Origin of the sequence: Mesorhizobium sp. M4B.F.Ca.ET.017.02.2.1, from assembly GCF_003998955.1 — a bacterium.
In the GTDB taxonomy this organism is placed as follows: Bacteria; Pseudomonadota; Alphaproteobacteria; order Rhizobiales; family Rhizobiaceae; genus Mesorhizobium; species Mesorhizobium abyssinicae.
In genome coordinates, this window is record NZ_RZOF01000017.1 from 16,281 (window position 1) to 37,217 (window position 20,937).

14 protein-coding genes and 1 pseudogene are annotated in these 20,937 nt (G+C 60.4%); 1 reads left to right on the forward strand and 14 read right to left on the reverse strand.

The window, feature by feature from the left end; all coding sequences use genetic code 11:
* Positions 1 to 57: 57 nt before the first annotated feature.
* The 12 genes and pseudogenes from EN738_RS04240 to EN738_RS04290 all read right to left on the reverse strand — a co-directional run bounded on the left by EN738_RS04240 (position 58) and on the right by EN738_RS04290 (position 16,566).
* Positions 58 to 1,280, reverse strand: a pseudogene (locus tag EN738_RS04240) (IS5 family transposase).
* 240 nt (positions 1,281 to 1,520) lie between these two features.
* Entirely contained in the window at positions 1,521 to 2,564 is a 1,044-nt protein-coding gene (locus EN738_RS04245; RefSeq protein WP_189587187.1) for an ABC transporter substrate-binding protein, read from the reverse strand.
* 11 nt (positions 2,565 to 2,575) lie between these two features.
* Positions 2,576 to 3,397, reverse strand: a complete 822-nt coding sequence (locus EN738_RS04250; RefSeq protein ID WP_127239362.1) for an ABC transporter ATP-binding protein — start codon at positions 3,395 to 3,397, stop codon at positions 2,576 to 2,578.
* A complete protein-coding gene (locus EN738_RS04255) occupies positions 3,397 to 4,395 on the reverse strand; it encodes an iron ABC transporter permease (protein ID WP_206519853.1) in 999 nt (332 codons plus the stop codon). The genes EN738_RS04250 and EN738_RS04255 overlap by 1 nt, the downstream gene beginning before the upstream one ends.
* Positions 4,396 to 5,201: 806 nt before the next feature.
* Positions 5,202 to 5,348 (reverse strand): hypothetical protein, encoded by a 147-nt coding sequence (locus EN738_RS35325; protein ID WP_164746627.1) that lies wholly within the window; start codon positions 5,346 to 5,348, stop codon positions 5,202 to 5,204.
* 57 nt (positions 5,349 to 5,405) lie between these two features.
* On the reverse strand, positions 5,406 to 8,492 hold the full coding sequence (locus tag EN738_RS04260) for a hypothetical protein (protein ID WP_206520143.1): 3,087 nt from the start codon (positions 8,490 to 8,492) through the stop codon (positions 5,406 to 5,408).
* 169 nt (positions 8,493 to 8,661) lie between these two features.
* Positions 8,662 to 9,648 (reverse strand): ABC transporter permease, encoded by a 987-nt coding sequence (locus EN738_RS04265; protein WP_127239365.1) that lies wholly within the window; start codon positions 9,646 to 9,648, stop codon positions 8,662 to 8,664.
* Entirely contained in the window at positions 9,641 to 10,648 is a 1,008-nt protein-coding gene (locus tag EN738_RS04270) for an ABC transporter permease (RefSeq protein ID WP_127239366.1), read from the reverse strand. Before EN738_RS04270 ends, EN738_RS04265 begins: the two co-directional genes overlap by 8 nt.
* A gap of 97 nt (positions 10,649 to 10,745) precedes the next feature.
* Entirely contained in the window at positions 10,746 to 12,425 is a 1,680-nt protein-coding gene (locus EN738_RS04275) for a peptide ABC transporter substrate-binding protein (RefSeq protein ID WP_127282608.1), read from the reverse strand.
* 126 nt (positions 12,426 to 12,551) lie between these two features.
* On the reverse strand, positions 12,552 to 13,571 hold the full coding sequence (locus tag EN738_RS04280; RefSeq protein WP_127239368.1) for an ABC transporter ATP-binding protein: 1,020 nt from the start codon (positions 13,569 to 13,571) through the stop codon (positions 12,552 to 12,554).
* Entirely contained in the window at positions 13,561 to 14,538 is a 978-nt protein-coding gene (locus EN738_RS04285; protein WP_348626858.1) for an ABC transporter ATP-binding protein, read from the reverse strand. Before EN738_RS04285 ends, EN738_RS04280 begins: the two co-directional genes overlap by 11 nt.
* A 585-nt stretch (positions 14,539 to 15,123) precedes the next feature.
* Positions 15,124 to 16,566 (reverse strand): amidase, encoded by a 1,443-nt coding sequence (locus tag EN738_RS04290; protein ID WP_127282609.1) that lies wholly within the window; start codon positions 16,564 to 16,566, stop codon positions 15,124 to 15,126.
* 354 nt (positions 16,567 to 16,920) lie between these two features.
* Between EN738_RS04290 and EN738_RS04295 the strand changes: the two genes are divergently transcribed.
* Positions 16,921 to 17,730, forward strand: coding sequence for an IclR family transcriptional regulator (locus tag EN738_RS04295; protein WP_127239370.1), 810 nt, complete (start codon positions 16,921 to 16,923; stop codon positions 17,728 to 17,730).
* A 92-nt stretch (positions 17,731 to 17,822) separates the two neighbouring features.
* Here EN738_RS04295 and EN738_RS04300 read toward each other — a convergent pair whose 3' ends face one another.
* Positions 17,823 to 18,383: a sarcosine oxidase subunit gamma gene (locus EN738_RS04300; protein WP_127282610.1), complete on the reverse strand. Its 561-nt coding sequence runs from the start codon at positions 18,381 to 18,383 to the stop codon at positions 17,823 to 17,825.
* Positions 18,376 to 20,937 (reverse strand): glycine cleavage T C-terminal barrel domain-containing protein (locus EN738_RS04305; protein ID WP_127282611.1); only part of this gene is annotated, 2,562 nt, incomplete at its 5' end. The genes EN738_RS04305 and EN738_RS04300, both read right to left, overlap by 8 nt.

Consider the following 20,937-nt stretch of genomic DNA (forward strand, 5'->3'; position numbering starts at 1 on the left):
AGCAAGCCCCGATCTCATCTCACGGCGCAGGTAGTCGACTGTGAACAATCTTGATCGCTAAGCGGCAAGCTGCTTCGGCCGGTTCAGGAACGCGGCGATCAAGAGCCACAAAAATTGCTTCAGCCACCTGAGCAGGAGGGAGAAGTTGTAACCGGCTGCGGCCAGGATGGCGTTGATCGCACCGCCTTGGGTGTGAGCGAGGTAATTGCGGCCCATTCTGCGTTCGTTCTTGATGTGGCCGATCACCGGCTCGACGGCCGATCGCCGCCGCATCTGGCGCTTGATGGCCGGTGTCACGCGGCGCTTCTGACCAGCGGTGAAGACCCTGAACTTGTGGCTCTCCGGTGCGTTGTGGCCGCGAAAGCCGGCGTCGGCGAGAACGCGGCTGATCTCGTTGCCGATGGTCTTTTCCATGTCAGGGATGATCGCTGCGAGCGTGTGGCCGTCATAGGGATTGCCGGGCAGCGCTTTTGCATGCAGGGCGAACTGGCCACCATTTGAGCGCTTCAGCGTGGTGGCCACCGACACCTTCACCCCGAACTCGTAGGGCGCATGCGCCTTGCCCTTACCGATGCATTCCACCTCGTGCGCATGCAGGCTGTAGATTTTGCGGACGCGCTGGCGCTGACGCTGCTCGAGAACGGTGAAGGCCTGGTAGAGCGACCATTTGAAGAGCGCGTCCAGTTCCGCATCGCCGGCGATCTGGCGGGAGATGTCGCGGACGGTCCGGCCGAGATAGGTCTTGAGCCTGCGCAGCGCCTTACTGGCCCGCTTGAACTGCTTGGCGTGCGCATAGCGCTGGTGCTTGATCAGCGCCAGCTTGCCGACCCGCACATAGGTCTGGCGCAAATCCAGCCCCGCCCGTTTGGCCAGCCGCACCAGCCGTTCGCGGGCCCGGTGGATGAGCTTGGCGTCGGTCGGGAACATCACGTTCTTCGGCTGCACGGTCGTGTCCACGATCACTTGGCGCGTGTACTGCGACTTCATCGCCCCGCTCTTGACCGCAATACTGAGACTTTCCTGCAAAAGCGCGACGATCCGCTCCTCGCCCATGCGGCTGCGCCAGCGCGTCATCGACGAGCGGTCGAACGGCAGGTCATGGCGGAAGAACTCCTCGCCGCACAAATACTGGAAATACGAGTTCTCGATCCAGCGTGCGCACAGCGCCTCGTCCGACAGGTTGAAGGTGTGCTTGAGGATATGGAGCCCCGCCATCATCAAGGCGAGCGCGGAAAAGATCCCTGTTCTCCAGTCTCGCGCCGCTCGCGTGGTCTGCCCATCGCCTGGCTCCCGATTCACTGCGATGAAAGCAGTGAATCACGCTACGCCAGGCGGCGAAATCGCAAACTGGAATTGCAAGAAAACTATCCACAAACTGGCCTTTACCTGCAATTCGGAAGCCTAAAAAGTAGACTATTCCTATACGATATCAGCGGCTTCCGTATTCTTCCCGGCCGACAGGGAGGCCACATTCACGCCGAGAACATACGGTCTGAGCTAACCAGCTCGTTTCCAACCGCTTAGTGGGGTGGCTCGGTCGTTGGATCCAGAATGGCCGCGACGATCTCATCGTCGAGCGGATGGGCGAAGATAGTAACGTAGAAGCGCTCCACTTCGGCCTTTAGGTCGATCTCACCAAAAACCTCCGGGTTGATCGTCCTTGCCGCCCACAGCACGGTCAGCGGCTGCTCCGCCGTGCGATTGCCCCATGTATGCGCGACTACAGGAAGCGGAAAGACGCGCCGGGTCACCACCGCGCGAACGTCCTTTAGCAGCGGGTTGCCGAAGACCTTCTCGACATTTTTCAGTTGGGGGACCAAGATTATATCGGGGTTCCAGGCCAGCACCTGCTCGATGTTGAAGGATAGCACTTCTTGGCTGCGTCCGTCGTCGGAGACGCTGACGCCGCCGGCCTGCTGGATCCACCACTCCGCGATGAGATGCGGCTGGCTGATCGTCTCCGGCTCGAAATAGAGCACGCGCGGCTTCTCGGTGACCGCAAGGGATTGCGAAATCGCCGAGACCCGCGCCAGAGTTCGGTCGAAGTAGTCGACATAGGCGGCTGCTTCCTTCTCCTTGCCGAGAAGGCCGCCGATGAGTTCCATCGCCGCCTTCACGTCATCGGGCTCCTGCCATTCAATGACGACCGCAGGCACGCCAACGCGCGCCACCGCATCCGCCATGGCTGGATAGGTCGTCAGGATGACATCCGGCTGCAGCGCGATGATCGCCTCCAGGTCCGGTTCGCGGCTCTGCGTCTCGATCAAGGGCGCGTCAACCAGTTGCGGCGCGAAGACTTTTTGAAAGGTCCAGCGCGGGTTCTGGCCGAATCGCGGCGGCAAACCGCTGACGAGTCGATCCGACGCGCCGACGGCGAACAGAAGACTGTTTAGTGGCGGCACGGAGCCCATGGTGGCGACTCGCTTGACTTGGGCCGGCACGACGACGCTGCGGCCCGACATGTCGGTAATTGTGCGGATCCCGGTCGCATCCGCCTTCGCCAAGGTGATGGGTAACGGGAGCAGCAAGAAGGCTGCAATTTTCAGGAGGGATCGACGCCTCATGTCAATTTCCTTCAGATTTGGAGCTTGCCCAATCGGGAGTTTCGGCGGACAGGAAAACATACGGTCATGGGACCGAAGCCATCGTCACTTCCGCCGACGGAGACCAGCCGCACCGGCACATCGTACAGCGCGCTCAGCGTGAGATCGTTGACCACGTGGCCTACGTCTCCCTGCGCAAGCACGAACCCGTGTTTCAGCAGAACCGCTTGCGTCGCCGCCGCCAGGGCGTGGTCGGGATCGTGCGTGGAAAATACCACCGTGCGCCCCTGCGTTGCCAAGCCCGCGATGATGTCGAGGATACGCGTTTGGTTGGCGAAATCGAGGCTGGCCGTCGGTTCGTCGAGCACGATCGTCGCCGCGTCCTGCGCGATTGCGCGGGCGATCAGCGCAAGCTGACGCTCGCCGCCGCTCGACAGATTGAACGGATGGTTGGCGAGATGCCCGATCCCAAGACGGTCTAGGCTGTCGAGGGCAATGCGCCAGTCATCGGGCGACGGCACGGTGAAGGAGCCGAGATGCGGCGTACGGCCGAGAACTGCGATGTCGGCCAGCGTATAGGGAAACACGGCCGCGCCGTGCTGCGGCACGTAAGCGATGCGACGCGCCCGCTCGCCGTCACCGAAGCTCGGCAGCGGCCGGCCGTCTATCTCGATGCCGGCGCCGCCGCCCTGGAGCCCGACGAGACAACGCAGGAGCGTCGTCTTACCCGACCCGTTTGGTCCGAGAAGGCACAGCACCGCGCCCGCTTCGGCCCGGATCGAAATCCCGCGCAGGGTCGGTGCGACGTTGCCGGCGTGAGTGAAGGAGACATCGCTGGCGACTAACGCGGCCATCAGAACCAATGCCTCCGGGCACGGCCGAGCACGATGGCGAAGAATGGCGCCCCGACAAGCGAGGTTACGACGCCGAGCGGTAGCTCCTGCGTCGCCACGCTGCGCGCCAGTGTGTCCATGGCAAGCAGGAACAGGCCGCCCGTCAGGGCGCTGACCGGCAAGAGGCGGTCGAAATTGGGACCGACCAGAAAGCGGGCGATGTGGGGGACGACCAGCCCGACCCAGCCAACGATGCCGCTTACGCTGACAGCGAGCGCGGTCAGTACGGTAGCTCCGGCGATGGCAACGCCGCTCACCAGCGGCGCGTTTACCCCGAGCGCCCGTGCCGCGTCGTTGTCGGCGCCGAGTACGTTTATGTGCCAGCGGATGGCGTAAAGCTGGGCGAGCATAAGTGCGACAGGAACGCCGATGATGCCGAGATCATCATTGCCGATGCGGTTTAGACTGCCCATCAGCCAGAAGGTGATCGACGGCAGCACGTCGAGCGGGTCGGCTATGTATTGCACCACCGCAACCAGCGCGTTGAAAACGGCGGCGACCACCAGGCCCGCCAGCACCAAGGTGATCATTGAGCCACTGCCGAGATGACGGCCGATCAGCGCGGTGGCCGACGTGGCGAGGATACCGGATGCCACAGCCATACCCATGATGCCCGACCAAGACAGGCGCAATAGCAGGGCCAGCGAGGCGCCTAAGGCCGCGCCCTGCGAAGCGCCGAGGATCGCGGGCGAAACCAGAGGATTGCGAAAGATACACTGATAAGTCGCCCCGGCCGCAGCTAGGCTGGCGCCGACCAGCAGCGCGCCGGCAATGCGCGGCAGCCTGATTTCCCAAACGACTGTCTCCACTGTCGCGGTCCAGTCGGCCTCGCCGCCGATGATGGGGTGCAGTAAGATCCGCAACGCCATCAGCGGCGGCACGGGATAGCGCCCGGTGGCGAAGGCCAACACCACCGCCGAGAGCAGCAGCATGAAAAGAACAAGATAGAGCGGCCACAACGGTTGTCGCCGCGACCCTCCCCGGCCTCGACGACCCTTATGTGAAGTGGTCATAGTTGCCGCGCCGTTTCTCCCGATGGCGAGACCAGAGTGCAACTAACCACGGAGCCAGGGGCGTCCCCGGCTCGGACCGTGGACGAAACCACCGCCTGGGCGTTGGTATCATCAAGACGTTGCGCAGCTTCGGCCGCGAACCTGTGGACGAATTCGAAGGCCAAGGCGGTTAATTCCTCAGCAGGAGGAAGTAAATGAGCCACAACAGCTTCTTCAGCTTCAATGCACGACGAGATTGAACTCCGCTCCCTTACCGCGCCTCATTGGAGTGAGCCAGAACGCGCTGAAACTCCTTCATAGCTAAACCTGAACGCTCGAACTGAATTTCGTTATCCAAGACTTGATCGAGTAATGCTTTGCTTCCAAATGGCGTTCGCGTCCGCGCGCTGGATAAGTGTGGAAATATTGAGCAATACGTACTATTAATCCGGCCACAGTAATGCACCGCCGGCTATAGGTCGGTTCAGCGACTAGGATTCCTTTCGCGATTATCATTTCCTGAACTTTTTCAACATCCTACTAGACGAAAAGGGAGCATATAACTGTAGTTGTGCGAGATCACGTATTTGAAGGTTTCCCGCATTCTAAATCAGCTTGAGCTCGGTCGCGATAGCCGCTGGCCTGCGCGAAGAGCCCAAGTGAACGCCCGGCAGGAGCCGGCCGGACGTCTTGGGAGGCGGCGAAAGCAGGTATACTCGCGCATCGATCGAGTCAGCTCTAGGCGCCATGATCTCGATCCTAGAAGATAAAGACTAGCGCCGCGCTGCGGCGCGTCGGCGGAGCCAGCGACGGGCGACCACCACGGCTCCGACGGCAACCGCGACTGCGATGTATAGTATCTCGGTTGTGCCGTCGCCCCCATCGGGGGCGACGCCGAAGATCCGCTCAATGAAATCCATGTCTCTCGCCTTTTGTGGGATGAATGCTCACTCAACCATATTGAACTTACGCCACACCTAAGGCTTGGCCGGTCCAAGTAGCTCGACGCCGGCGCTCCTGAGCGCGGCGTTGAGCGGAGTGACCTGATCCACGAGCCCCTCCAGCTTTTTGATTTGGCCGTCGACTTTCTGCATGATCTCATCTGAGACCTGCCGCGCTTGCAGCGTCGGCGCCGCGTCGGCAATTTCGACTAGGTCGATGAGGCCCATCAGCGTATCGTTTAAGCCGGCCGGGTGGCGCGCGTCCTGCGGCGTCTCCCGCTTGATGTCGACAAGCGTTCCCTCGATCACCTCGAGTTGCCCGACCAGTGCTTGCGCCCTCTCGCTAAGCGTTTCGTCATTCTCTCCAAGCCGCTTCTGCGCGTCCGCGAGCTGCCGCTTCAGGAGGCGGATGCGATTGACCGCCTGATTGAGCGCAGAGAGCATATCAAACAGCTTTTCTAAAAGCGCAAACTGCTCCGCGAATTCCTTTTCGGTCGTGGCTATCCGGGGATCCTTGACAACAGTGAAATCGACTGTCTGGACTTTGCCGCCGGCCTGGAGCTCAACTTTATAGCTGCCTGGGACCACCGTCGGGCCGCTCGGGTCGCCGCCCGGTGCAAGAGGCTCGTACTTCCTGGTCACCAGCGACTGATCGAGCTTCGCCGGTCCCGGATGCTTGAGATCCCAAACGAAACGGTTGAGCCCGACTTTCGTGCCCGGCTTCTTATGGAAGGGGGCGTCCTGGTCATCGCTCGAGAAAGCGACGATGGTCTTGCCCGCGGCGTCCTGGAAGGTGAGCTTGACAAGCTCCTCAGCATCCTTGGGCAGCCAGTAATAGACGATCGCCCCATTAGGAGGATTCTCGCCGCAGTCGAGATAAAGACTATCAAGCCATCCGTCCTCCAGCTCCACACCCTCTCTGCCGGCTGCGATGCCTTCGGTGTAGCTGATCCCTGCCTTGGCGGTGCGCGTCCCGGCCCAGTAGCTGAGCTTGGTTCGGATCGTCGGGCGCGGGCTCACCAGCTTCATGTGCTTCTGATCGACGGCCAACTCGCGCAATGGCGCCACATCGTCGAGGATCCAGAGCGAGCGCCCGTGGGTTCCAGCGACGAGGTCGCTTCCTTTGATCTTGAGGTCGTAGACCGGGACCACGGGCAGGCCGCCAGCCACGCGCGCCCAGTGTGCTCCGTCATCGAGACTGAAGAAGACCCCGGTCTCGGTGCCGACGAACAGCAGGCCTGGCCGCACCGGATCCGCGCGCACCACCCGCGTAATCTCGCCTATTGGGAAGTCTCCCACGATCGACTGCCAACTCCTGCCGCCGTCCCTGGTACGGAACAGATAGGGCTGATAGTCGGCAAGTTTGTAGCGCGTGACCGCTACATAAACGGTATCCGCGTCGTGTGATGAGATCTCGACGCAGCCAACATAGGCGAGCTCGGGCATGGCTTCGGGCGTGACGTTGATCCACTGGCCCCCGTCGTTACGCGTCACATGGACGAGTCCGTCATCGGTGGAGACCCAAATCTCGCCCTTGCGGTGCCAGGACTCGACGACTGAGGCACACGTCGCATGCACTTCAGAGCCGAAGTTTTCGTGGGTCAAGCCGCCCGAATAGTCCTGCCGAACCGGATCGTTGAGGCTGAGATCAGGAGAGATCGTGGTCCAGCTCGATCCTTCGTCGCGACTGCGGAAGATGTGGTTACCCCCGGCATAGAGCGTATTCCGATCATGCGGCGAGAAGGCAAGCGGGAAGGTCCAGGCGAAGCGGTAGCGCATGTTCTTCGGCGCCATACCAGTCGACTCTTCCGGCCAGACGTTGACGAGGCGAACCTGCCGGGTGCGGTGGTCGTAGCGTTGCAGAGCTCCTGCGCCGCCCGGGCTGTAGCCTATAGCGCCGCAATACACTACGTCTGGATCACCGGGATCAACGACGATGAAGCCACTCTCGCCGGTGCCCGGATAGGTGCAGTCGTTCAGGGTAATGACCCCCCATTCCGAGGCGCTCGGAACAGAAATTGAGGTGTTGTCCTGCTGGGTGGCGTAGATCCGATAGGGGTGCTGGCTGTCGACGTCGATGCGATAAAACTGGGCTGTGTTCTGATTGTAGATCGACGACCAAGACTTGCCGCCGTTGAAGGTGATACACGCACCACCATCGTTGCCTTCGATCATCCGCGTGGGATCGGCCGGGTCAATCCAGAGATCATGGTTATCGCCGTGGGGTGTGGACACTTGGGTAAAGCTGGCCCCGCCATCGGTCGATTTCCACATCCGTTGATTGGCTACGTAGACCGTATCCGCGTGTCCAGTGTCGGCGAAGACATGCGTATAGTACCAAGGACGGTGGATTAGATCGCGGTTCTGAGACACCTGGATCCAGCGGCCGCCGTAATTGTCGGTGCGATAGAGCCCGATCTTGTCTCCCTCCGCCTCGATGAGAGCGTAGACGCGCCCGCGCTGCACCTTCGAAACAGAGGCACCAATCTTACCGAGCACGCCGTCAGGCAGGCCGTTCCGCCCGGATAGTTCTTCCCAAGTGTCGCCGCCGTCAAACGTCCGGAAGAGGCCGCTCCCCGGCCCACCGCTACTGAGGTTCCAGAAGCTCCGCCGTGTCTGCCACATCGTAGCGAAGAGGATGCGTGGATTGTTGGGATCCATCGAGACGTCGACTGCGCCGACGTCGGCATTCCGGTAGAGGACTTTCTGCCAGGTCTTGCCGCCGTCCTTGGAGCGGAACACGCCCCGTTCCTCGTTGGCCCCAAATGCGTCGCCCAGCGCCGCAACATACACGACGTCGGGATCGTTGGGATGAATACAGATCTTGCCGATGTGGCGTGTCTCGTTCAGCCCTAAATGAGTCCAACTGCTACCGGCATCGGTCGACCTGTAGACGCCGTCGCCGTACGAAACGTCGACCCGGATCGTCGTCTCACCCATACCTGCATATATGACGTTGGAGTCGGAGCCAGCAACCGCAAGTGCGCCGACGCTCGCGCTCGTGAAGAAGCCGTCGGACACGCAGCGCCAATAAATGCCGCCGTCAATCGTCTTCCACACCCCACCCGCGCATGCGCCGAAGTAGAAGACCAACGGCTCGTTGGGGTCGCCCGCAACCGCCACAACGCGGCCCCCTCTGGCTGGTCCGATGCAGCGCCATTTGAGGGCCTGGAGGCTTTTAGGATCAGTCATAGGATCCGTGTTGCCATCGCAAGTTCTGCTTCTGATGGTGGGCATAGGTCTCTTACTGCCTCAGCTGTTCCGGTGGTATGATTTCTGGTCAAAACCTGAATCATCGCCGCAGTCGTGGATCGAGCGCATCTCTGAGACCGTCGCCGATATAGGCGACGCTGAGGACGGTTAGCGAAATCGCAATACCCGGCCACAGCACCAGTTGCGGATAGATCTGCATATAACCAATCCCGTCAAAGAGCAGCCGCCCCCATGTTGGGAAATCTGGTGGAAAGCCCAAGCCAAGAAACGACAGCACGCTTTCCGTGATAATCGCGTCGGCGATGCCGAGAGTGGCCGAGACAATGATCGGCGACATGACGTTGGGCAGCACATGCCGAAAAATGATCCGGTGCGGCGGGGTGCCGATGCTGCGCGAAGCCATTACGAATTCGCGCTGCTTGACGGCCAACACTTCGCCGCGCACGATGCGTGCCGTGCCCATCCAGCTCATCACGCCGATGATCGACACGATGAGGATGAAACTCCCCAGATCGCGTCCGAAAACGTTTGCCACTGCATCACGGAACAGCATTACTGCGATCAATAGCAGTGGGAGAACCGGCAATGAAAGAAAGAGTTCGGTGAGCCGCATCAATGGCCCATCAAGGGATTTGAAGTAACCGGTAAGGACACCGACAAGCGTGCCAAGAAAAATAGAGATGACCATTGCCGCCAGGCCGACGGCGATCGATATGCGACCGCCCGTCATCATCCGCGCAAGTAGATCGCGACCAAGCTGGTCGGTGCCCAACGGATGGGCCCAGCTTGGTCCCGCGTTCATAGTCATGAAGTCGATATAGGTGGGGCTTACGCGCCAAACGAAGGGGCCGAAGACGACACCAACGACAATCAGGAAGAAGACGGCCGCCCCGGCGAGCGCGCCCTTGTGGGTCTTGAACTGGTCCCAGACGTCCCACCACTGATTGCGCGACGGCGCTCCGAGCAACAAGGACTCAACGCTGGCGACGGGATCGGTAGTTGGCGATCGAGAAACAAACGCCTCGGCAACTTCTTTCGGCTTGTTGTAGCTAAGCAGATCAATCATAGCGAATCCTGGGATCGAGCAAGCCGTAGAACAGATCGGCGATCAGGTTGAAGACGACGATCAGCACTGCGAAGATGAAGGCCAGTGTCTGCACCATCGGCACGTCGTTGGCGTAGATGGCAGTTATCAGGAGTTCACCGATTCCATTAACCTTGAAGATCTGCTCGGTGACGATGGCGCCGGCGAAGATGCTTGGCAGCCCGAGCGCGATAACAGTGACCACCGGGATCATCGAATTGCGCAACACATGGATCAACACGACGACATTCTCGCCCATGCCCTTGGCCCGAGCCGTGCGGACGTAGTCCTGGTTGAGATTGTCGAGCATTGACGAGCGTAGATAGCGGCTGATGGAGGCTGTAGTCTGAACCGCCAGCACCATCACTGGCATGGCCATCTGCCGAAGCTGCTCGATGAAGCTGCTCCAGCTGTTGACGATGAGATTGGTGTTATAGATAGTGGGAAGCCAATCGAGATACACAGCGAAGATCAAGATCGCCAGAACGCCCGAGAAGAAAGACGGCACGGCAAGGCCGAGCATTGAAAGGAACGTGCCGATCTGATCGAACACAGAATATTGCTTGTAGGCCGAGACAATACCGATCGGGAGGGCAATTAGCAGGCCTACGATATAGGCGAGGCCGACGACTAACAGCGTCTGCGGAAGCCGCTCGGCGATGATTCTGAAGACCGGACCGCGTGATTGCCAGGAGATGATGCGCTGCATACCGTCCGTAAAATGCGTCCCGAAAAGAACGTCGAAGCCATGCAGCGGCTCGATCACGAAGAACTGCTTCAGCCAAAGGAGATACTGCACGAACAGCGGCTCGTCGATGCCAAGAGCGGCGCGCATGTTCGCGCGTACTTCGGGCGGAAGAGAAGGGGGCAACTGCGATAGCGGATCGCCAGGCGCCATTTTGAGCAGTGAGAAGATCACGAGGCTGATCAAACACAAGGTCGGGACCGAGATAAGCAGTCGTCGGATGGCATAGTTGAGCATGCGCCGTACCTATATTGCTGCCGGCCGGGGCAATAGTGACCGCGGCCGGCGTGGGACATGGAAAGGCGGGCGCTCTTGCAAGAACGCGCAGCCAATTTCACTTGTTGCGATACCAGTCCTGAGCGTTCCACAACTCGGAATCCCAGGCGTTACTGGCAGTGCCGCCCAGCGTGTTGGAGATCCCCGAGACGCCAGCGCGCCAGACCAGCGGCATGATCGCGTAACTGTCCATTAAAATGGTATTGAGCTTTTTGACTATCTCGCCGCGCTTCTCGATATCAGCGGTCTTTCCGAGCTCTGTCACCAGCGCGTCGTAGTTCGTGTCGCAGTAGCGCGGGGTGTTGCTTCCATGCGACTGGCCACAGGTGTAGCTCTCGGCATATGCGCCGGGATCGGAACCGCTAAAGTAGTTGGCCCACATCTGGGCGTCGGCATAAAAGTTACTGTACGTTTCCGGATTGCTCGGATCGCTTCCGAAAAAGACCGAAGCGTCGATGCTCCTCAATTCTACCTCAACGCCTATATCGTGCCACCACTGCTTGATGATCGCCTGGAACTGGTTGCGCACCGGGTTGGTCGTGGTCACCAAAGTGAGCTTTAGCTTTTCGCCGTCCTTCCCCCGGATTCCATCAGGACCCTGCCTCCAGCCCGCCTCGTCAAGAAGCCTCTTGGCACCCGGGATGTCCTGCTGCAGGCAGCTCGTACTGCCGGCGGCGAAGATCGGCGGCGCCGGAACGAAGTCGCAGGTGGGCTTGCCCATGGAGCCGTAGCCGATGTCGCTCAACCTCGCGCGATCTAGAGCCATCGACAGAGCCTTGCGCACGCGAACGTCGCTGAGAATCGGGTGTGGATGTTTCGCCGTCGAACGCTCCTCCGGCGGGAGGCTGGGCGAGGGATCGGTCAGGTTCATGAAGAGGAACTCAACTGTCGTCCCAAAGGTAAAGCCAGCCTTGCCCTTGTCCCCTTTCTCCATCTCGCTCAGCACGTCCGGAGCGAGCTGCAAGTTCAGGGCGTAGTCATATTCGCCCGTCTGCAGCACGGCACGGGCCGCCCCGAGCGCATCGCCGCCGCCTTTGACGTTGACCTCGGCGAAAGCGGGCTTGTTCGCGTCGCGGTAGTTCGGGTTGGCCTTTAGCTGAATCGCGTCATTTGGCTTGAAACTGGTGACGACAAACGGCCCGGTGCCGATCGGATAGAAATTGGCTTCGGTGCAGGTCGGAGCCTTTGCGCTAAGGCAGTCGGCGAACTGGTTGGCCTGGATGATCGGAGACCACTGGCTGACAAAGAGAGTATAGGGGACGCCAGTCGGCTCCTTAAACGTCACTTTCACGGTCAGATCATCCAGCGCCTCGACCTTGTCGACACCCTGGAACCCAGCAAGTGCTGCGCAGCCAACCTTCGGGTCCATGCAGTAGTTGGCGGTGAAAACCACATCCTTCGAGGTGACCGGCGAACCGTCGGACCATTTGAGGCCCGATTTCAGCTTCCAGGTGATCGACTTGAGGTCCTCGGCGACGCCGCCGTTCTCGACGGTCGGGATCTCCGCGGCCAGCCGCGGGAAAAGCACACCATTCTCGTCGTAACCGGCTAGTGGCTCGAGCACCAACGATGCTGCAATGACCTCTTTGTCCCCTCCCGCGAGGTAAGGATTCATCATCGACGGCGCCTGCCAATTCAGGATCTTGACGATGCCGTCTGCGCCGCGTTTGGCAAACGCAGACGTTACCAGTAAGGTAGCAATGACCCCCCCGGTTAGAAGCGATTTCAATCTAAACATTCTGTGTTCTCCTCTTTTTCTAATCAGGCTCGGCTAGTCGAGCCCGTTGCCTTACGCCAGATCCGTGCTCATAGGTCGCGTACTCGCTGGCGCGAACTTCGTGCGAGGGACCTTGCCTCCCTCGCTTCACTCGGCCCTGTGGCAAGCGACCCAGCGATCTCCAGCCAGCTTTCGCCAAGCCGGTTGCTCTACCGCACACCTGTCGAACGCGACCGGGCAGCGGGTGCGAAAGCGACATCCCGAAGGAGGATCAGCCGGGCTCGGTACATCGCCCTTCAAGACGATGCGCTGGCGCGCTCGCTCGAGTCTCGGATCGGGCACAGGGACTGCAGAGAGCAAAGCCTTTGTGTAAGGATGCATTGGATTTTTGTAGATGAGATCCCGCGGGGCGAGCTCCATTACTTTGCCCAGGTACATCACCGCGACATCGTCACAGAGGTGACGGACCATCGAAAGATCGTGGCTGATAAAGAGGTATGTCAGCGAGAGCCGCTCCTGGAGGTCTTTGAGGAGATTGACCACCTGAGCTTGAATCGAGACATCCAAGGCGGAGATCGGTTCATCGCAGACAATGAATTCTGGACTCAGGGCGAGCGCCCGGGCGATGCCAATACGTTGGCGTTGGCCGCCTGAAAATTCGTGCGGGTATCGGTTAGCGAATTTTGGATTGAGGCCTACTGAATCGAGCAACTCGCAGATTCGCCTCTCCTTTTCCGTGCCTCTCAGCACACCGTGCTCATTGAGCGGTTCGGCGATGATCGAACCCACGGTCATGCGAGGATTGAGGCAGGCCTGCGGATCCTGAAAGATCATTTGCATGCGCGCGCGCATGCGGCGCAGCTTGTTGCCCCCGATGTGCGTGATGTCTTCGCCATCAAATACGATTCGACCACCGGTCGGGTCGTAAAGGCGCAGGATAACACGCCCCGTAGTCGTCTTGCCGCAGCCGCTCTCGCCGACCAAGCCTAACGTCCGACCGCGCCTAACGTCCAAATTCACTCCGTCCACCGCTCGGATGCCGCCATCCTGCCGGCCGAAGACTCCCCGATAGGTCGGGAAATGCAAGCTCAGGTTACTAATACGGAGCAGCACGTCATCGTCGCTGACCCTTTTATCTCTCTTGAGTGTGCTGGGCTCAGAAATCATCACGCGCCCTCCCCTCGGTTACGTCCCACCAGCACGCCGCATCGTGACCTTGGCTTACAGACATCAGCGGCGGACTTTCGCTGCGACACCGGTCGAAGGCGTAGGGGCATCGTGGCGCGAACGGGCAGCTTGTCGGAAAGACGGTGAGGTGGGGCGGCTGGCCGCCAACGCTCTTCAGTCGTTCCTGACCCGACATATCGGCCCGCGGCAACGTTTCCAGAAGCGCGCGCGTGTACGGATGACTGGGATTTGCGTAGAGATCGTCGACAGCGGCAGACTCGACAACAAGTCCGCCATACATCACCATCACTCGATCCGCGATCCCCGCTACCACGCCGAGATCATGAGTGATCCAGATAATGCTCATGCCGATTTCCTGGCGCAACTTCTGGACGAGATCCAGGATCTGGGCCTGAATCGTCACGTCGAGGGCGGTCGTTGGCTCATCCGCGATAAGCACTTTCGGGTTACAGGCAAGAGCAATGGCGATCATCACCCGTTGGCGCATCCCGCCTGAGAACTGGTGCGGATAGTCGCTTATCCTGTCCTGCGGCGAGGGAATGCCTACGCGAGAGAGAAGCTCGATGGCACGCATTCGCGCCTCTCTCCGGCCGAGCCCGAAATGCTTGCGCAACGGCTCCATCAACTGGTAGCCGACTGTAAAGACCGGGTTGAGCGAGGTCATCGGGTCCTGGAAGATGAACCCAACCTCGCCACCGCGAACCTTTCGCATTTCGCTGGGGGGGAGCGACAAAAGATCCCGGTCCCCGAGACACGCCCGCCCAGATACGATTTCGGCTGGCGGCGACGGCAGAAGCTTCATGAGCGACATCATCGTGACGCTCTTGCCAGAGCCGCTTTCACCTACGACGCCAAGCAGTTCGCCGGGCCGAAGTTCGAAGCTGATGCCGTTAACCGCATGGATCGCGGTGTCGCGGGTCCTGAAAACAATCCGCAGGTCCGACACCTGCAAGACAGGCGCCTCATTTGTTCTGCGCGATATTGGCTCCGCCAAAGCCACCCCTCCTTGGTTCACCGAGCGGCCTCCACCTGAGTGCCTAATCGCTCTGTCCGTTGGGTCCCAAGCAGGAGCACGCGTGTATTCAGAACGGCGACGGAAATCATCGGCATTCCTCCCTATTTTCGGCTGTGACCCGGCACTTCTATTTTTTATTTTGCGGAGCCGATTGATGGCCAGCGGCGACTGTCGCTGACAATCAACTGACGAGCGTCCTTGGTCAATTATAGTTTGTATATGGCATCATCTAGAATCTAGATGATTCAAGAACTTATTAGATTAGCGAATTGTAAGAGACTATTGGAGCACTACGCCCCTATTGCAGTCGAGTTCGCGCGGATGTGGACTGGCTTCGCGGCTTCATCTTTGTGCGAGCACCCAGCGGCCGATTCAGCTCATCGAGCGATCCCATTGTTCCTATGTGCAACTGTTGGCACCCTGAAGAACCAACAATTTTGCCTAGTCAGTCGAAAGCTCCTCCACTCGGCGGACGGGCGACCTCTTCATCGGTAGCGAGATATCCAGAGACGCTTGTCAGTTGCGCCCCGCTCGCAGGCTTGGATGTCGGCGTCGCCATGGGCATGCCTCTTCGAGATCGCGCGAGATACGCACCAACGTTGCCTCATCACCGAAACGGCCGACGATTTGGAGCCCGATTGGCAAGCCATCAGCGCTTTGGACCAACGGCAACGACACCGATGGATGCCCGCTAATATTGAAGACACTCATGTACCCATAGATTCCGGTCGCAGCATCCGCGTCCAGGAATTCCGCGGCGGAAACCGTCGGGTTGGTCGTGCAGTAAATGCCTCCATGAGGCGGGGCAACAATTGGCATCGTAGGCGTCAGCAAAATATCGAATTCATCGATCGCTTCGCCGACCCGATATCGGAATCTCCGGATGTCCTCGAGTAAGTCTCCCATGGAGGCGGGTGGAAAGCATCGGCCGTACTCATAAAGCTTGAGATTGACAGGTTCCAAGGTGTTCTCGTCGACCTTTCGACCTATGCCGCGCGCTGCTTCTTCAAGTGACCTTGCATTGAGAGCGCAGGCGCCGAGCGATATCCTCGTCCTCTCCCCGGGGTCATACGGTGGGTCGATCTCGGTGACCAGATGGCCCATATCCTCCAGAAGCGAGGCAATTGTATCCACTGCCTGAAGGATTTGTGGTTCAACGTCGGTCCCGCCCCATTTGGTCTGCGCGGCTCCGACCCGGAGACTACCAGTAGGTCGAGATAGCTCTTCCACACACGGGCGGCCAGGCTGGACAATGATAAATGGATCTCCAGGATGAGGGCCCGAAAGGACGTCTAATGCGGCGGCCATGTCGCGCACCGTTCGACAGAGAACAAATTCGCGAGTGCGACCAAACGATGCGTCTTGGTTGTTCGGCCCACCTGAAACACGTCCGCGGGAGGGATTGAGCCCGACAAGACCACACCAGGATGCAGGAATGCGAATTGACCCGCCCCCATCGCTGGCATGTGCAATAGGTGTAATGCCCGACGCGACCGCCGCGGCGGCGCCCGATGACGAGCCCCCTGCAGATCGTTCCAAATTCCATGGATTGGCGGTAACGCCATTGAGAATGGATTCACTCATACCTGAGGTACCCAACTCCGGGCATGTTGTTCTCCCGATTGTACGGAGCCCTGCGTGTCGCGCGCGGCGAAAATAGTGACTGTCGGTTCGGGGCCGATATCCTTTGAAGAGACGGCTGCCCTGTTCTTGAAGGCGCCCAGATTCGGTAGCGCCGATATCCTTGCGGAGGAAAGGTACTCCGCCGAAGATGCCTTCGTCCGCGACAACAACTGTCTCGGCATCGTCGTAGAATTCTATGACGGCGTTGATGCGTGGGTTGACCTCATCATGCGCCGCCCGCGCCAACTGGGTCAGCTCCAAACCCGTCACTTCGCCCGCCTTCACGAGAGAGGCCAAACCGGTGGCATCGTGGTCCGCATATTCGCTCAATCTCATTCGGCAGATCCTTACTCGCCAACTGCTCTATTGAGGGCTGGCGCGGTTGTGTTCTCAACCTGCCCGGATTGCCAACGCCGAAGCCGGTATCCATGACAAATAGCGACCGGATCGAAAGCACACGTGTCTCCAGAACGATGGAAACGCAGGTCGGCTGGTGAAATCGCCATTGTCAGTCCCCAATCGAGAACGTGGAGGTCTTGTTGAAGGAGGAGGTGCGGCCGTGAGAAGCACGGGCTTATGCCACTAAGGGATATAGACCTCGTGTGTTGCAAATAATGCAACGCTGTTGCAATTTCATTTGGAATGTGACAGGGGTGTAAACAGTTGTCAAGTGGAGCTGAGGAGTCATCGATGGATCCTGTTAATTATCCCCCGAACGCCCGTGACCGAGCCCCTGGGGAGGTTACAACAGTTCAACGCGCGTTGAATCTGCTGAGGATCGTCGGCGCGAGTGAAAGGCCGATCGGAGTGAATGAGATCGCGCGGCGGCTAGAACAGCATGCGAGCGCGGTTTCGAGGACACTGTCGACGCTTGAGCACAACGGATTCGTCGAACGTGACGAAGAAACGGGACGGTTTGTGCTCGGGGTTGAGCTGATCGCGCTGGCGAGCAGGCTTCTTGCTGAACTTGACGTGGTCCGTGTGGCGCGACCCCATCTGGAGGAACTTGCCGAAAGCACGAGGGAAACGGCCTCACTCAGTCTTTGGAACAAGACGGAGGCTATCAACATCGAGCACGTACTTGGTCCCGGGTCGATCAAGCATGTCGCTGCACCAGGGCGCCGCAACCCGGCGCATTGCACAGCTACTGGAAAAGTCATGCTGTCGCAGATGCCTGCGTCAACCCTGGAAGAAGTTCTGGCTCTCGGCCTAGAACGTCATACGGACCGCACGATCACCGAGAGGAGTGCTCTTGAACGCGAGCTGCATTGCGTGCGCGAACGAGGATACGCGCTGAACGTCGGCGAGTTCATTCCTGAGACCGCCGCCATCGCAGCCGTCATCCACGACCGGAGAGGGAGAGTTGTGGCGGCAATTGCCGTTACGATGCCGGTTTTTCATTTCACTCAGCAAAGTGAACTTCAGCTGGCGCCTGTTGTCATGAATGCGGCCGCGAGTATCTCGCGGAGGCTAGGATATCAAGGCGCTCGCACGATATGAAGTAGACGCCCTAAACGCGTCGTGGGGGTGCGGGCCCTGGGCGCGAGGTGACGCAAACTGTGTCCTGTTCGATGACGACGTGGCCGGTCATGTTATTTTCGTTCCAGCCGCTTCGCCGCTGTTTCCAGCGCGTGCCAGAGCGATGCGGCGGATGACCGCGCCCCCAGAACGGCGACATGAGCTTCGCTGCGGCGGATGACGAAACAGCTCATATGCTCAATGCCGGTACGCCTCGCGCGACCTGGGCCAAAGTCCGCGAGATCGATGTTGATAAGCTTCGAAAGCAATGCCTCGAGAGGCCTTGACCCGGCCCGCAATACAATCTCGAAAGCGACCCAGCCATCGGTCTGCTCGGTCACCGAGCAGCCGGCGGCGAATTGCTTGAGCTCGGCGGCAAAACCCAGATCGGCGCGGCCTTCATACTCGATCATCCACTGATCCGGCCCGGTCCACAGCGCGGCAACCCCCTGCCCCGCAATCCAGCGGCCTGGTCCTGGCAGAGTGAGCCCGAAGGGCCTAGGCCCAATGGTTCCGCGGCGCAGCGCCAGAGAGGCAAGCGCCAGACCAACGTTCTCCCGAATCTCCAACGCCCCGAACGAAGCGAGGCGTGGTAGTGCGGCACCGAGCGCCGTGATGGGTATCAGCTCACTCACGAAGACGTTCTCCCTCGGGGTCGACGAAACAGGCAGGCACGACCAGCAGGCGCGCGCTTTCACCTTCGAGCGGGTTCGCAGCCACGATTACCTCGCCCAGCCGTTCATCGCCCTTTTCTAGGAATCCGAGCCCGATCATCGAGCGGACATGCGGGCTGTAGCAGGCCGAGGTGACCCAGCCCTGATCGGTATCGCATTTCCGCGGTGCGCCTTCCGCAAAAAGATGCGAGCCGCTGACCACCTTCCCGGCCGGATCGACGGGCCGCAGCCCCACCAGGCGTCGCCTGTCGCCCGCAAGGCCCCCGCGCCGCGACATCACAGCGCCGACGGAATCCTTCTTCTGCGACACCATACTGCCAAGTCCGACCATGGCGGCCGTCGTCTGTCCGCTCAATTCGGGGCCGGCGGCGTGGCCCTTCTCGATCCGCAGCACGCCCAGAGCCTCGGTGCCATAGGGCGTCGCTCCAAGATCGGCTCCCAGTTCCATCAGCCGCTCTATCAATGCGTGGCCGAAGCGTGCGGGAACCGCAACTTCATAGGCGAGTTCGCCCGAGAAGGAGATCCGGAAGAGCCGCGCGCGAAGGCCGTCGCAGACGGTGAGTTCCGCGCAGGCCATGAAGGGGAAGGCCTCGTTCGACAGGTCGAACCCGTCAACGATGCGGGCGAGCAGAGCGCGCGACTTCGGCCCGGCGACCGCGATCTGTGCCCACGCATCGGTCGTGGAGATGAGCTGGACGTCGAGGTCCGACCACAGACATTGCCGCGCGAATTCCATGTTGCGATAGACCAGACCGGCGTTGGCAGTCGTCGTGGTGACCACATAATGATCCTCGGCCAGCCGCGCGCAGGTGCCGTCGTCATAGGCAAATCCGTCTTCGCGCAGCATAAGCCCGTAGCGGACACGGCCGACTTTCAGCGTGGCCATGATGTTGCAGTAAAGGCGGTTGAGAAACTCGCCCGCGTCCGCGCCCTGAACATCAATCTTGCCGAGCGTGGTCACGTCACACAGGCCCACCGCGCTGCGCACGGCCCCGGCCTCGCGGTCCACGCTCTGGCGCCAATGCGTTTCGCCCGCTCGCGGGAAATATTGCGCGCGCATCCACTGGCCGACCTCGACGAACACGGCGCCCTGCCCCTCGGCCCAGTGATTGGTGGGTGTGAGGCGGCGTGGTCTATAATGCCGCCCTATATCGCCGCCGCCCAGGACCGAGAGCGTCACTGGAATGTAAGGCGGGCGGAAAATCGTTGTTCCAGTTTCCGGGATCGTTCTCCCGGTCAGCTCCGCCATCACGGCAAGACCGGTCACATTTGCGGTTTTGCCTTGGTCCGTCGCCATGCCCAGAGTCGTGTAGCGTTTCAGATGCTCTACCGGCCGCATGTTCTCGGCATGGGCGAGCTTGATGTCCTTCACCGTCACGTCATTCTGGAAATCGACCCAGGCGCGCTTCTTGCCGGGTACATTGAACACGGGCGCAACCTTGTAGTCTGCCTCCTCCGCGCGCGGCAAATCGGGCGACGATGCGGCGATTCCAAGTTCGTCCATCGCACGCTTTGCGGCTTGCGCGCCGGAACGCAAGGCGTCGGCGGTGGAAAAATTGGCCGCCGCCGCACCTGCCGGAATTAATCCTGGAGGACCATCCTCCCCAGGCAGGAACGCCTGCAGCGATTCATTCCAAATAGGCCGACCGCGATGATGCGAAAAGAGATGCACATTCGGGTTCCAGCCGCCAGAGACCCCGAGCGCGCCGCACTCAATCCATTCGGACCTGCCGTTTGCCTGAACCTCGATCGACTTCAGGCCAAGCCGGCCGCGTGAGCCAGTCACCATGCCCCCCGCGATCAGTCGGTAGTCACCGCGAGCCTTCGCCTCGGGGCGCGCGTCGATGACGGCGGCGATCTGGACATCCTTGGCGGCCAGATCGCGCGCGGTGCGATGACCGTCATCGTTATTGGTGAAGACGGCGACCGTCTCGGACGGGCATGCCGCCCAGCGATTGGCGTAAGTTCGCATCGCGCCGGCCAACATGATCCCGGGACGGTCATTGTCGGCAAAGGCGATGGGCCGCTCTGTCGCGCCCGCCGCCAGTACCGCGCGCTTCGCCGTGATACGCCAGAGTGTCTGGCGCACACGCCCGCTCGCCTCTGGGAGATGATCGGACACGCTTTCCACCGCGCCATAGATGCCGTGGTCATAGACCCCGAAAACCGTGGTGCGACGCATCACGCGAATATTCGGCAGGCTCTCGAATTCAGCCTCCAACGCTGAGACCCAGTCGGTGGCTTGCCCTCCGTCCAGCGTTCCCGTCTCGGACAGAAGCCGCCCGCCCAGGCGGAAATCCTCGTCGGCCAAAATCACACGTGCGCCCCCGCGCGCCGCCGTCAGCGCCGCAGCAAGCCCGGCCGCCCCCCCGCCGATGACCAAAAAGTCGCAATGCAGGAAACCCTTGTCGTATGTATCCGGGTCGGCCTGCATTGAAAGGCGCCCGAGGCCTGCCGCCCTGCGGATCGCCGGCTCGTAAAGCTTTTCCCAGAAGCCCTTCGGCCACATGAAAGT